The sequence below is a fragment of the Oceaniglobus sp. K40-3 genome (genome assembly GCF_055808395.1).
In genome coordinates this window covers 2,648,990-2,661,816 of the sequence record NZ_CM147868.1, presented here as the reverse complement: position 1 = coordinate 2,661,816, position 12,827 = coordinate 2,648,990, and the positions used below count along the sequence as shown (strand labels likewise).

17 protein-coding genes are annotated in these 12,827 nt (G+C 59.9%); 10 read left to right on the top strand and 7 right to left on the bottom strand.

Annotated elements, in window-relative coordinates:
• Window positions 1–521 precede the first annotated feature (521 nt).
• Window positions 522–1,352, top strand: a complete 831-nt coding sequence (locus AC0L7P_RS13795; RefSeq protein WP_473433263.1) for a protein NO VEIN domain-containing protein — start codon at window positions 522–524, stop codon at window positions 1,350–1,352.
• 335 nt (window positions 1,353–1,687) lie between these two features.
• On the top strand, window positions 1,688–2,356 hold the full coding sequence (locus AC0L7P_RS13790; protein ID WP_473433262.1) for a hypothetical protein: 669 nt from the start codon (window positions 1,688–1,690) through the stop codon (window positions 2,354–2,356).
• Window positions 2,357–2,405: 49 nt separating this feature from the next.
• Here the strand turns inward: AC0L7P_RS13790 and AC0L7P_RS13785 are convergent, their stop codons facing one another.
• From AC0L7P_RS13785 to AC0L7P_RS13765, 5 genes are all read right to left on the bottom strand, one after another.
• A complete protein-coding gene (locus AC0L7P_RS13785; protein WP_473433261.1) occupies window positions 2,406–2,786 on the bottom strand; it encodes a hypothetical protein in 381 nt (126 codons plus the stop codon).
• Entirely contained in the window at window positions 2,786–4,111 is a 1,326-nt protein-coding gene (locus tag AC0L7P_RS13780) for a recombinase family protein (protein WP_473433260.1), read from the bottom strand. The genes AC0L7P_RS13785 and AC0L7P_RS13780 overlap by 1 nt, the downstream gene beginning before the upstream one ends.
• Window positions 4,108–4,608, bottom strand: coding sequence for a DUF2924 domain-containing protein (locus tag AC0L7P_RS13775; RefSeq protein ID WP_473433259.1), 501 nt, complete (start codon window positions 4,606–4,608; stop codon window positions 4,108–4,110). Before AC0L7P_RS13775 ends, AC0L7P_RS13780 begins: the two co-directional genes overlap by 4 nt.
• Window positions 4,605–4,826: a hypothetical protein gene (locus tag AC0L7P_RS13770; protein WP_473433258.1), complete on the bottom strand. Its 222-nt coding sequence runs from the start codon at window positions 4,824–4,826 to the stop codon at window positions 4,605–4,607. Before AC0L7P_RS13770 ends, AC0L7P_RS13775 begins: the two co-directional genes overlap by 4 nt.
• 313 nt (window positions 4,827–5,139) lie before the next feature.
• Window positions 5,140–5,841 carry a hypothetical protein gene (locus tag AC0L7P_RS13765; RefSeq protein WP_473433257.1) on the bottom strand — a complete coding sequence of 234 codons (702 nt, stop codon included), beginning with the start codon at window positions 5,839–5,841 and terminating at the stop codon, window positions 5,140–5,142.
• A gap of 300 nt (window positions 5,842–6,141) precedes the next feature.
• Here AC0L7P_RS13765 and AC0L7P_RS13760 point away from each other — a divergent pair, with 300 nt between their 5' ends.
• Both AC0L7P_RS13760 and AC0L7P_RS13755 read left to right on the top strand, forming a co-directional pair.
• Complete coding sequence (locus AC0L7P_RS13760) at window positions 6,142–6,870, top strand: hypothetical protein (protein ID WP_473433256.1); 729 nt, start codon at window positions 6,142–6,144, stop codon at window positions 6,868–6,870.
• A gap of 1 nt (window position 6,871) precedes the next feature.
• On the top strand, window positions 6,872–7,690 hold the full coding sequence (locus AC0L7P_RS13755) for a DUF5677 domain-containing protein (RefSeq protein WP_473433255.1): 819 nt from the start codon (window positions 6,872–6,874) through the stop codon (window positions 7,688–7,690).
• 131 nt (window positions 7,691–7,821) lie between these two features.
• On the opposite strand, the gene AC0L7P_RS13750 is transcribed toward AC0L7P_RS13755, so the two are convergent.
• Together AC0L7P_RS13750 and AC0L7P_RS13745 are read right to left on the bottom strand one after the other, a co-directional pair.
• Window positions 7,822–8,547: a hypothetical protein gene (locus AC0L7P_RS13750; RefSeq protein ID WP_473433254.1), complete on the bottom strand. Its 726-nt coding sequence runs from the start codon at window positions 8,545–8,547 to the stop codon at window positions 7,822–7,824.
• A 1-nt stretch (window position 8,548) separates the two neighbouring features.
• Complete coding sequence (locus tag AC0L7P_RS13745; protein WP_473433253.1) at window positions 8,549–9,226, bottom strand: LexA family transcriptional regulator; 678 nt, start codon at window positions 9,224–9,226, stop codon at window positions 8,549–8,551.
• Window positions 9,227–9,334: 108 nt separating this feature from the next.
• Between AC0L7P_RS13745 and AC0L7P_RS13740 the strand changes: the two genes are divergently transcribed.
• The 6 genes from AC0L7P_RS13740 to AC0L7P_RS13715 all read left to right on the top strand — a co-directional run bounded on the left by AC0L7P_RS13740 (window position 9,335) and on the right by AC0L7P_RS13715 (window position 12,817).
• Window positions 9,335–10,018 carry a hypothetical protein gene (locus AC0L7P_RS13740; protein WP_473433252.1) on the top strand — a complete coding sequence of 228 codons (684 nt, stop codon included), beginning with the start codon at window positions 9,335–9,337 and terminating at the stop codon, window positions 10,016–10,018.
• Window positions 10,019–10,233: 215 nt separating this feature from the next.
• Window positions 10,234–10,443: a helix-turn-helix transcriptional regulator gene (locus AC0L7P_RS13735; protein ID WP_473433251.1), complete on the top strand. Its 210-nt coding sequence runs from the start codon at window positions 10,234–10,236 to the stop codon at window positions 10,441–10,443.
• Entirely contained in the window at window positions 10,440–10,799 is a 360-nt protein-coding gene (locus AC0L7P_RS13730) for a hypothetical protein (protein WP_473433250.1), read from the top strand. Before AC0L7P_RS13735 ends, AC0L7P_RS13730 begins: the two co-directional genes overlap by 4 nt.
• A 44-nt stretch (window positions 10,800–10,843) precedes the next feature.
• On the top strand, window positions 10,844–11,332 hold the full coding sequence (locus AC0L7P_RS13725; protein WP_473433249.1) for a hypothetical protein: 489 nt from the start codon (window positions 10,844–10,846) through the stop codon (window positions 11,330–11,332).
• Complete coding sequence (locus tag AC0L7P_RS13720; RefSeq protein WP_473433248.1) at window positions 11,329–12,204, top strand: ATP-binding protein; 876 nt, start codon at window positions 11,329–11,331, stop codon at window positions 12,202–12,204. Before AC0L7P_RS13725 ends, AC0L7P_RS13720 begins: the two co-directional genes overlap by 4 nt.
• A gap of 19 nt (window positions 12,205–12,223) precedes the next feature.
• The gene (locus tag AC0L7P_RS13715) at window positions 12,224–12,817 is read left to right on the top strand and encodes a hypothetical protein (protein WP_473433247.1); all 594 of its coding nucleotides are present in this window, start codon (window positions 12,224–12,226) and stop codon (window positions 12,815–12,817) included.
• Window positions 12,818–12,827 lie beyond the last annotated feature (10 nt).

Genomic DNA, 12,827 nt, shown 5'->3' with positions numbered 1-12,827 from the left:
CATCCCCCATTTATATCTGGAATATGGGGGACGGCACTGGAACAATCAAGACTTGAATGGCGCTTAACTAATTGAAACTGATAACTTATAGGAACATATAGGAATCCCGGTTGGCAGACTGTCTCTCCGCCATTATCCCCCATGCGAACCAGTGACACCGCCCTGACGGGCACGGATTTTTCCGTGTTATCAAAGGGGTTTGCGGGAACCGACCGAACCTCTTAGACGCGCAGCCTGGCCGAAGTTGGGCTCAGAATGGCCCACAGTCTCAGTTCGGGCGAACCTCGACCGGTCCGGTCCGGTCTCGTTTTCTCGTTACCTTTCAATGGACTGCTCCCGAACCCCGCCAAAACCTCATCCCGTGTTCCGAACGATATGTATGGCAACGTAGACAGAACACGCGGTAGGCGCGTTGCTCGGGATGCTGGCGTAAATTAGCGGATTGCTGGGGTTGGTTCGCATCCCATTCCCCCGACGAAACTACTGATGACAAATGATTTTCGCGTGTCTAGCCTGGCCGCATGTCGAACGGGCCTTGGACAGATGCAGAGAATGACCTGATCGTCGCGGATTACTTCGCGATGCTGGCTGCGGACTTTGCTGGCCAGTCCTATAACAAGGCCGCGCACAATCGCGATCTTCAGACCCAGATCGACCGAAACCGCAGTTCGATCGAGTTCAAGCACCAGAACATCAGCGCGGTTCTCAGGGCCCTCGGCGAGGACTGGATTCCCGGCTACAAGCCCGCGCAAAACTACCAGGGCACACTGGAAGATGCGGTGGCGCGTTGGCTGGACCTCAACCCCGGCTGGCTGTCCCGCATTCCGGACCGGCCCGCGATTGGCCTCCGCGAGGCAGCTCAGCTTTGGGTTGGACAGCCCCCGACGCTCAGCAACCAGCCGCCTCCTCCTGAGCTTGAGCAAACCATTGCCACCGCGCGGAAGTTTGACGTAGCCGAACGCGATGAGCGCAACCGGGCGCTAGGCAGGGCCGGAGAGGAACGCGCGCTGGCGCACGAGAAAGCGGTGCTGGCTGGCTCCGGGCGCTCTGATCTTGCGTCAAAGGTGCGATGGGTCTCGGAGGAGGATGGCGATGGCGCGGGGTATGATATCGCCAGTTATGCGCCAGATGGTCGACCCCGTCTGATTGAAGTGAAGACGACCAACGGCTGGGAACGCACACCATTTCATATCTCGCGCAACGAACTAGCTGTTGCCGACGAACAGCGAGCCGACTGGTGCCTCATGCGGCTCTATCACTTTGCACGCGAGCCGAAGGCGTTCGAACTGCGCCCACCGCTCGACGCCCATGTATCGCTGACCGCCACGAGTTTTCAGGCCAGCTTTCACTGAGCGTCAGTTGAGCAGGTGCTGATGCAAAGAATCTGCTGCGCCAAACGCAGCCGGTGGGTGAGCCGGTCGAATGATGCGAAGTCGTGGCGCTGGTTTGCTGGTGCCAAACCTCCACTTCGCGTTGAACGAGTCCCCGGCTTTGGATATCAAGCTTCGGTAAACTCAGGAGTATTTCATGTTCAATTTGATCGTTTCAGGAGGCCTTGAAAGTGATCGTCGTGGCTCGATCATGGCGGGGCGTGTACTAGAACACACAAGCGAGCCTCTATCACAGCAATTTATGCCCGGCGGCGAGCCTCGACATCAGGGCTATACTTGAGCTGCCCACTGTTCTGATGGAGGAAGGCATTGCAGATGAGGTTGCCTATTTAGGGTGGCTTACTCGTGTGCAAAAGCGCGATCGTGAGTATCTTCTCCAATACACCGTAGATCCAGATATCCCGCGTCTTAACAATGCGGATATCCATGCATTGGCATCTGAACTGCAGATTGACGACTTCGAGTTTCATCGGAATCATTGGGCCATCAAGGACGTGGACCTGTTTCAGGTTTTGTATCGCCAAAAAGCGGCCCAACGCCCTGTGCCGACCGTCTTTCAGCTGAGCAGCAATCCGGTCAAACCCAAGCTGGTTTCAATGATGATGCCATTTTCTGGGAGCTTCGGTAGGGTCCATCAAACAGTAAAGGCCACGATTGAGCTTGAGGGGTACGAATGCCGCCGAGCAGACGACTTCTGGCTTCACGCACACATCATGCAAGATATTATCGAGTTGATCTGCACTTCGCAGGTGGTGATTTGTGACCTATCGGGAAAGAACCCGAACGTTTTCTATGAGGTTGGTATCGCGCACACTCTTGGCAAGGAAGTGATCCTGATCACCCAGAATATGGATGATGTTCCATTTGATCTGCGGTCTCTTCGCTGCATCACGTATCTCAACAATCAAGAGGGATGCGACAAGCTTGCGGCGGATATCTTGGCGCGACTTCAGACAATCACCTGAATACACATTTCTGCTTCAGATTTGGTAAGCCCGGTAATTGGGTGATGCTTCAATCGAACACCAGCCCCGGCTGGTCGACCCATGGCAGCTCCGCCACGCCGCAAAGGTCGAAGATCGACAGCACCGTGGGTTCGCGCCGTAGGACCAGCCGTTCCAGCACGGTGGGAGCGAGCCATGCCAGCCGGATCACGCGGCTGACATAGCGGTCCGAGATGCCTTCCGCTCTGGCGAGGTCGGCGATGGTGTTGACGTCGCCGCGCTCCAGCCTGCGCCGCCAATTCCACGCGCGGCCGATGGCGCGCAGTAGCCGGGCATCCTGGCCGCGATCCATCGCGACCTCGATCTCCTTGGGCGGCAGGATGCGGGGGCGGCCGCCGCGATTGCGCAGGGTGAGCGGGATGTGGACTCGGAGGGTCTCGGGCCCTGCCATCACGCCACCTCCGGCTTGGACGGAGCCATCAACGCGGCAATCGCGCCCAAGCCTTCATGTCGGAGATCGACCGCGAGCCCGGCGTCGCTGGCGGTGACCCGCTCCACCAGAAGCCTGACGACGCGTGCCTGCTCGGCCGGGATCAGCGCGTTCCACATCTTGTCGAACTGGGTGAGCGAGGCGCTGATCGCGTCCTCACCAAGGTCTGGCCGATCCTTGCGCAGGGTCCGCGACACCCGCGCGGCGACCTCTGGCGTGCGCAGCAGACGGCGGATTTCGCCGACCACGGCATCCTCGACCATACCACCCGGCAACCGCTGCGGCCCGCGCAGCTCGGCCTTGGGCCGTTTCTTGATCACGTCCATCGAAACGTAATAACGATAGCGGCGCGTGCCTTTTTGGGTGTGATGCGGAGTCATGGCCACGCCGGTCTCGGTGAAGATCAGCCCGCGCAGCAGCGCCGGTGAGGGTTCCTGAGCCACGGCCTTCCTAAGATACCGGTTGTTCGCGATCACCTCATGCACCTCGTCCCAGAGCGCCTCGTCGATGATCGCGTCGTGCTCGCCGGGATAGGCGTTGCCCTTGTGCACCGCGAGGCCGCGATAGACCTTGTTGTGCAGGGTCTTGAGCAGCGAGGTCTTGTCGTAGGGCCTGCCGGTCTTGGTGAGGATCGCGCGCGCATCCAATTCGCGGATCACCTGCGCCGTGGAACTGGACCGAGAGTAGAGCGTGAAGATCGTCCGCACCGTCTCGGCCTCGGCCGGGTCCACGATCAGCTTGCGGTCCTTCACGTTGTAACCCAGCGGCACTGGCCCACCCATCCAGATGCCCTTCTTGCGCGAGGCGGCGACCTTATCGCGGATCCGCTCGCCGATAACCTCGCGCTCGAACTGGGCAAAGCTGAGCAGGATGTTAAGTGTCAGCCGCCCCATGGACGTCGTGGTGTTGAAGCTCTGCGTTATGGAGACGAACGTGACGTCGTGCTTGTCGAAGATCTCGACCAGCTTGGAGAAATCCATGAGCGCGCGGGACAGGCGGTCGATCTTGTAGACCACGACGATGTCGATCAGCCCGTCCTCGATATCGGCGATCAGATCCTTCAGCGCGGGCCTCTCGAGCGTGCCGCCGGAGAAGCCGCCGTCATCGTAGCGATCGCGCAAGCAGACCCAGCCCTCGGCCTTCTGGCTGGCGATATAGGCCTCACACGCCTCCCTCTGAGCGTCGAGGCTGTTGAACTCCATGTCGAGCCCTTCCTCGCTCGACTTGCGAGTGTAGATCGCGCAGCGCAGGCGGCGGGGCGGTTGCGGCTGTGTCTGGCGCGTCATTTGCTGATCCTCGGGCGTGGGGTGAAGCCAAAGAACTTCCAGCCGTTCCAGTTCGCGCCGGTGATGGCCCGGGCTGCCCCGGAGAGCGACTTGTACCGGCGGCCCTGCCACTCAAAGCCCTTTGCCAAAACGGTGACGGTGTGTTCGACGCCGTTCCACTCACGAACCAGCTTGGTGCCCGGCAAAGGACGTCGTGGGTCGCTCATCACCTGACCGGGTTCGCCGGAAGCCACCTCCGCCGCCAGCGCATCCAGTGTCCGCCGGGTGTCGCGGCCAATGCCGCCGAGGGCCAGTTCCTGGATGCGGTAGCCGAGCCGCAACTCAAGATTCTGGCGGCTGGTATTCGGCGCGGCCGCGTCAAAGATCGCCGCCCATTTCTCGCGCAGCTCCGGCACGGTCATCGCTTTCAGCGCGATCAAGTCCGCCAGGACAGCGTGGTCCTGCGCAGGGTCAAAGCCCGCAGGCTTTCTTGCTGATTTTATTTTTGTTTTCGTCATTCGTCCTCTCCAACTCGGGTTCGCAACTGGTGACGACGACGGCGAACAAGGGCGAGGATGTCCAGCGAACTGTCTGCGTCGTTAGCAGAATTCTTGTTTATTGTTGTTGGGTTGGCGCGATCCACGGCTGAAGCGAGGATCCGGGAAAGTTCCGCCAGCCGCTCATTGGCAGTGAGCTTTTCAGGCGGAGGAGCGAAATTGACGTCGTTGTCGGGCATGGCGGGCGAACCTCAGGAGCTGTTTTGTCCTGTGATGGTCGCTGTACGAATGGGATTTCAAGTTAAAACAATGGGTTGTCGTAGTTCCGCGAATTCAAGAGAAGCCGAGCGTTCATGTTGTGTCGTAGAATTGATGGAAGTGATGCTGGGTTCCGTCACACCGCGATTGATGTTGGACATGTGCAGGAAGCAGCCTTGGCAGATTAGCTGTTGGCGAGGCGGGTAGATGGGTGATCGACGAAGAGCTGCGCCTCCGAACCCGCCGACAAAGCTGCCGTGGTCCCCGTCGCGAGATTTTTGAGCCCAGCCTGACTCACATTTGGCGCTTTGCACGCTGAGCGTCGAACCAAGGTCTGGCTCGATCACGGTTTTCTTCGATCCAATCGCCGAGTTTCTCGACTTCATCTATCGCTGCGAACAAGGAAGTACGGCTGACTTTTATCGTTGGCCGTAGAAATCTGCTAAGTTTCATTTCTGAGTTGACCATGGCTTCAGCTTCCTCGGGTCGAACGAAAAATGGTTGCGGGTGCCGTTCAATGGTTTTGGGGTCAACACTGATTAGAAAGCTCGTAAGTTCGCTCCCGTGCTGGCCTTGATTTCTAGCGAGCACCGTTTGCTCAATTATCTCGAAATTGATGCCGCTCTCCAGCCAGTCTGTATTGAGAATTTCGCCCAATGCGTTCTTGAAAGCCTCCACAAAGCCATTCTTTAGTGCCTTCTTTTCCGCGGCATCGAATTTAAAACGAAACTCCCGATCCTTTATCAAGTTGAAATAGAGCTTCACGGCATCGCTGAGTAGTGACACGCAGGCTATGCCGACAAGATCAATCGAGGTGTCGGCATCCATCCACTCAGTAAGAAAAGGGGGTTCTCCATCCTCACTATAAGGCGGATTGTCGTAGGGAGCTTGGCCCTCCTCAATACGACGTTTTTTTTCGATGAAGGCCGATGCGCTGCCATCGTAGTGAGTTCGGATGAAATCTAAGCGCTGCTTAAGAAACCAACGTATGTCCATCGAATTTATGGCCTTCTCAGGTGATGCTAGATTTTCTCTATCGAGGTCAGTAGTAACGTGACGTAAGATACGGGTTACCTCAAGCCAATGTATGTCTGAACGGGCTTAGATGGCCGTGCTTTCCGAGAAGGCAGGGCGCAATGCCCCAGGTTTTTACACGTTTTGGCGTCTATCGGCGCTATCGGTTAGTCATTGTTCCAAACCGGGCTGACCAACTGTTCTTTTGTCCGCCCACCAACTATCATTTCAGCAAAACTGCACCAATTTTGGCAGCAGCAATGGTGAAGCGCTGGAGGGACTATGAGCGGCGTAAAGCCTAAGGCGGTACTCGGCGATCACAAGCGCCTCAAATCGAAGTTGGTGGCTCCCTTCAACGATGCGTTTGGGCCGATGCGCGAAGTGTCATGGATCAACATGATGATCCCGGAACTGCTGTGGATCGCGCTCCTGCAACAGGCTTGGGGTCCGCATCGCGGCGTCGAAATCATCACCGCCTTCACGCGCGACGTACGAGCGAGCGATCCGAAGCGTAACAGCACTATCTGGGCGGCGGCGGGCAAGTTCGCGGCCCTGCCGGACGGCGTTCTCAAGGGCATTATTGACGGCCGATCTTACCGGGAAGACCTATGCGGCCCGCTCGCGCCGCTCCACGCGCACTATCCCGACCATCCGATGCGCGAACTGGTGCCGACAGTCACCGCACCAACTTGGTCGCAAGACCTTGGCGTGCTCAAGGGACTTGTCGGTAGCCTTTTTGATCGCGCGTCGAACAGTTCCACCATGGTCCAGGCAACGGCCACTTGGCTTGCCTTCGATGCTCAGCGGCTCAAGGTCTCCGCAGGCCTAGCACTCGCCGATTTCCCTCGGATCGAAGATTATCCCAAGACAGAACAATCACAGCGAATAGCGGCCTCGATCCGAGCGACGCTCAATCAGATGTTTGGGGAGCTCGATCTGATGGCGTCAGAGACTGACTGGCCGATCGCATTCTGGAACCGAGGCCTCGAACTCGAACCGTGCGAGGACTGAGATGACTGATATGTCGACCGAGAGCGAGCATGAAGACGGCATTGAAATTTGGCCGCTCATCGAAAGCTATTGCGCGAACGTCAACTTCGAGCTCAAGGCGCGGCTAGACGCATGGCCGCCGGACTTTGCTCATATCTACGTGCATGAAGTTATTGGCGGCATGCTCGCACGTGAGGCGACTCTCGCCAAGGAAATCGCCCGCGCACCGACGATGTGGACAGGGCACAGCGCACCAATCCTCTTGCGCGCGATGGCCGACGTCTACATCAATATCGCGTGGCTGCTGCTCGATCCAGTGGAGCGCTGTCGCAAATTCATCTTGTTTGGGTTGGGGCAGGCCAAGCTCGAACTCGAGCATCGCCGCGCGCAGATCGGCGTACGCGAGCCGACGTTGCAGGAAGTCGCCATGCTGGAAGCTGGTGAGAGATGGATCGACAACCAGCGGATTGGCTGGTTGCTAGACGTCGATCTCGGTAAATGGTCGAGCCTGTCAGTTCGTCAAATGGCTGAGGAAGCGGGGTGCATTGATTTCTACAACTACGTCTACACCCCATTCAGCGGCTGCGCACATTCGATGTGGCACCACATTGCTCGTTACGATCTCAGGGAGTGCGGCAATCCATTGCACCGGCATCATCGCAGGCCGACAAGCGAGATACATGACCCAGACATAGACTATCTGACGCTAGCTGCGAAATACTGGAACAAAACGCTTCTCACATTCGATGGGACATACGAACTGACGATTACGGGTCCGTCATCTTATGAGACGCTAATTCAATCAATTACTGACAATAGCGCCGATCCGATACCAGATTGATTTTCGCAGTGTTCGATTGCATCGCTTGCGGCACGCGAATGGCGACTTACCGCCCAAGGCTCGCTCTTTCATAACGATAATTTGCAGGTTTGGGTTTCATTTTCTCAGTGGTCGTTATGGGATGATGACTGTCAGTGCCGCGTCGCCCTTCGCACCATCCCGTCGGTTTCCAGCCTGAGCGCCGCCTGCCATAGCGGCGTCTTGGTGAAAACGCTTTGCTCGGTGCTCCGGAAGCCCTTGGCGCGTTCCATGTGCAGCAACCCGGTCCAGCACAAAGGCCGAAGCACCTGGATGTACAGGCTGCTCAGCACATCGTCGAAACCACCGGCAGGATCGGGTTCGCCGAACAGCACCCGTCGCAGGTCAGCGCCGGTCGCGCCGTCCTCGGTCTCGACGTTCAGCACGTTCATGAACACGTCCCAGTTGCCCAAGATCGGCTCGTCGCCGAAACGGGAAAAGCGGGCGTGATTGACCTCGAACAGGTAGAACGGCGTGACGATGCCGAAGATGCGACCAGGATGCCCGACCAGCCCCTGACCCGCCTTACTCAGCTTGAACTGTCCCTTGTAGTGCCGCCCGATCTTCAGCGCGATCATCACATCGTGCAGATCCATCAGCGGGCCAAAGTCGATCTCGTTCAGCACCTTGTTGATGGCGAAGAGGTCTTCCTCGGTATAGCCGGGCCAGTCGAACTCACGCGCCGCCCAGTGCACGTACACCCGCTTGAAGGCCTTCGACGGCGTCAGCCCGATCCCGCCATGTTCGGCCATGTAGGCGAAGGTCTTTTCCAGTGCCCGCACCATCGGTGAGTGCCCCAGCGCCGGGCTTGCGTCGTCAATCTGGCGAAACTCGATCACGTCATATCTCCCGCGCGAACCAGCGGATGCGACCAATGATGTGGATCTCCTCGGCGCTGCGCTCATAGGGGCTGTAGAAACCGTTGTCGGAGATCACCCGCACAGCAGGCGGTTCGCTATTGGGGACATGCTCGAGCCGCTTGGCCACCAACCCCATGCCGTCATCCAGCACGAAGATCCCGGGCGGGTTCGGCGCGCGCCGGGTCATGTCGACAAGCACGGTGTCGCCGTCCAGAAGGGTCGGCGCCATGCTGTCGCCCTCCACATGCATGATGCGCAGTTGTGAGGGGCTCGCCTTGAGGCTGCTCTTTATCCAGGACCGGCGGAAATGGTAGGCGCGGCCGGGGGTGTCGTGATCCTCAGTCACCACCGCGCCGCCGCCCATTGATGGACGCGGACTGGCATGCGCGATCGCCACGAAGGTCTCATCGGGGTTCTCGATGAAGGGCGGCTCTCCCTCAACCTCGCCGATGCCGTGGATCAGCCACTCTCGCTCGACCTTCAGCACGTGGGCAACCTCGGCCAGCTTATCAATGCCCGGTCGCGTCGAGCGCCCGCGGAGGATGTCGTAGACGAAGGATCGATTGACCCCGGCCATTTCTGCGACATGGGCGGGGCTTAGCCCGAGTTGCTGAGCACGGGCGCGGAGGCGGTCGGAGAGCGTGTGATGCTCGGTCATGTTTTCCCCAGAGGGCTGTGGATCAAATAGGATAAAACAGGATTGATCGGAGGCCGTCAAGGATTTAGAACAAACCCTAAACACTCAATAGCAGGAATCGGGGGTCGGATGGAGATCGAGAAGGCGTATTTTACTCTGCCGGAGATCCTCGATCGCTGGTCGATTTCCGAGGCCGACCTGATCTATCTGGCGGAGAATGACAAGCTGCGGCTTTCGGTGCGTGTCTTCGGTGTGCCTTTGGAGCTGGGGGATTACGAGGAAACCCAAGAGGGCGAGCACTTTCGGGTTCCAACCGAGCAGAGCTATTACAGCGGTTTGCTCGAACTTCATGCGCGGGACGTCTTTCAGATGTTTCGTGCTGCCGAGTTGACAGTGAGCGACTTCCGTACGCCCGGGTCGGACTATGCTTCAATCTGGGGTGATCGCGATGGCGTGGCTCTGAGCATTGAGGATTTACTGCTAAGGCGCGAGGAACGTGACCGTTTCGAAGCCGAGACCGGGTTCTCTGGCGCAGAGACCGGCCCGCAGCTGCCTGTCTTCAGCGCGTCGTCCGACTATCACGAGGTGCGCTGCGGCGGGCACCAGTTCCGTCTGGGCCCCATTCAGGCGCAGGTTGTCCGTGCGCTGCATGAGGCTGCGCGCCGGGGTGAAGCATGGCAGAGCGGCAAGGCGATCCTGTCGGCGGCGGGCTCGAAGAGCCTGAAGATGTCCGACGTGTTCAAATCCCAGAAGCAGTGGCGGTCGCTGATCGAATCGAATGGCCGCGGCAACTACCGTCTGAACTGCGGTTGATTCCGACCCATCCCGTTCTGGCGCGCGTGTCCCTCCGGCTCCACAGTGGGATGCGCAGGGGGATGAGAGTGGGATGACAATCCCTCGCCACGGCGTTCGCCGCTGAGTTGCAAGGCTCAAACTGATCCCCCTCCGCATCCCACTTCGATCCTGACGACATCCCACAGCAGGATTTCGCATCTTCTTCCCAACGCAGCGAGCGACAGGAGACGAAGATGCAGCTCAAACACCTCAATCAGAAAGAACTGGCCCGGCGGTGGAACATCTCGCACCGCACGCTTGAGCGGTGGCGGTGGGCCGGTGAAGGCCCGCAGTTCATGAAGCTGGGCGGCCGTGTGGTTTACCGCATGGAGGATATCACCGCCTTCGAGCAGGACCAGCTGCGCCACAGCACCGGCACTGATTCCCATGCGGGTGCCGCATGATGGTCCGCCTCGATGACTTTACGGCCGACCGGGTGGTGCCGTTCTGCGCCGCTGGCGGTCTGGACGAGGTCGGTCTCTGCGCATGGATCGCGCAGGCCGAACCCGGCGAGACGCTGATCTATCACCGCGGGTTTCTGGCGGTCGATGCCACGGCAGTTCTCTCGAAACTGCCTGCAGACCGTCAGCGTGCATTGCGCCAGGTCGCTGCAGCCGCCCTTCGCGCCGCCGAGCAGAACCTTGTCCATCTCGTCCAGGCCCGCATTGGCCCAGACCATTTCGCCTACATCGCCGTCGCCCGGCCCAAACCCCGATCCAGCGGTGCTGCCTTGTCGGTCCGCCTGCTCGAGGCCGCGTGATGCCCGCATTCCAATCCTTTTTCACCGATCACGGAGACCATTTCATGCCATTCCCTGAGAACATCCCCACGCCTGACGATCTGCCGTCCCTCAGCGTGGCCGAGATCGCGGCCTTGCCGGTCGAGTTGCTGGCAATCCTGCAGCGCGAGATCGACGAGCGCCTGAAACGCGACAAGGCCGCCAAGACACGCTTCGATGCGGGACTGGCCGTTCGCTACGCCACCCGGGCCGCTGAGGAACGCCAGGTTCAGGCCAAGGACACCGGCACGGTCCGCTTTGATGATGGCGATTTCACCGTGGTCGCCGATCTGCCGAAGCGGGTGGATTGGGATCAGGATCGGCTGGCCGACATGGTCGCGCGGATCCGCGATTCAGGCGACGATCCGGCCGAGTATGTCGATCTGGCCTACAAGGTGCCGGAGCGCAAATATGCTGCCTGGCCTGAGGCCATTCGTCAGGGTTTCGAGCCCGCGCGCACCGTCCGGCCCGGCACGCTGAAGGTCGAAATCCTCGCGCAGGGGGCAGACCAGTGAGCCTTCCCATCATCAGCGCCGACCAGCGGCTGGCCGAGCCACGCGGCATAAAGGGCTGCATCTTCGGCAAGAGCGGAATCGGGAAAACTTCGCTGCTCTGGACCCTTGATCCCGAGCGCACGCTGTTCATGGATCTCGAAGCGGGCGATCTGGCCATCGAGGGCTGGGCGGGCGACAGCATCCGGCCGCGCACCTGGACGGAATGCCGGGATTTCGCGGTGTTCATCGGCGGGCCCAACCCGGCGCTGCGCGACGACCAGCCCTATAGCCCGGCGCATTATGACGCCGTGTGCGAGCGCTTTGGCGATCCGACCGCACTGGACCGCTACGACACGATATTCGTGGACTCGATCACTGTGGCGGGGCGGCTGTGCTTCGGGTGGTGCAAGGGCCAGCCCGAGGCGCTGTCGGAGAAGACCGGCAAACCGGATGTGCGCGGGGCCTACGGGCTGCATGGCCGTGAGATGATCGGCTGGCTCACCCATCTGCAGCACACGCGGGCTAAGAATGTCTGGTTCGTTGGGATCCTTGACGAGAAGCTCGACGACTTCAATCGCAAGATATTCCAGCCGCAGATCGACGGTTCCAAGACCGGGCTCGAGCTGCCGGGGATCGTTGATGAGGTGATCACCATGGCGGAGCTCAAGGCGGACGGCGGTGATCCGTATCGCGCCTTTGTCTGCCAGACGATCAACCCCTGGTGCTTTCCGGCCAAGGATCGCTCCGGTCGCCTGGCACAAGTGGAAGAACCCCATCTTGGCCGCCTGATGGCGAAGATCCGGACGCTCGCAACACCGGCATCCGACCGGCTGACCTACGCCCCGCCGCCTGCCGATCCGGCCGGTGCCGACCAAATCCAATCGCAATCCTGATCAGAAAAGGAGGTTCCCCATGGGTTCCTGGAACGATTTCAACGACGCACAAAGCAACACCAACCTCATCCCCAAAGGCACGCTGGCCAGGGTCCGTCTGACCATCCGCCCGGGTGGGTTCGACGATGTCTCGCAGGGCTGGACCGGCGGCTATGCCACACGCGGCTCCACTGGCGCGGTGTACCTGAACGGCGAGTTCACCGTGACCGAAGGCCAGTATGCCCGGCGCAAGATCTTCACGCTGATCGGGCTCTACAGCCCCAAGGGACCGGACTGGACAAACATGGGCCGCAGCCTGGTGCGCGGGATGCTGAACTCGGCGCGCGGGATTTCCGACAAGGACATGTCGGCGGAAGCGCAGGCCGCGCGTCGCATCAGCGGCTTTGCTGATCTCGACGGCATCGAGTTCGTGGCTCGCATCGACATCGGCACCGATGCCAGCGGCGATGACAAGAACGAGATCCGCAGCGCGGTCACGCCCGATCATCGCGACTATGCGCAGGTCATGGGGGCGGCACCGTCGCTGGGTCTTCAGCAACCTTCCGCCAATACCACCCCTGCGCCGCAACCTGCCGCCGCACCTGTACCGGGTCGCCCGGCATGGGCGCAGTAAGAGGCAGCGC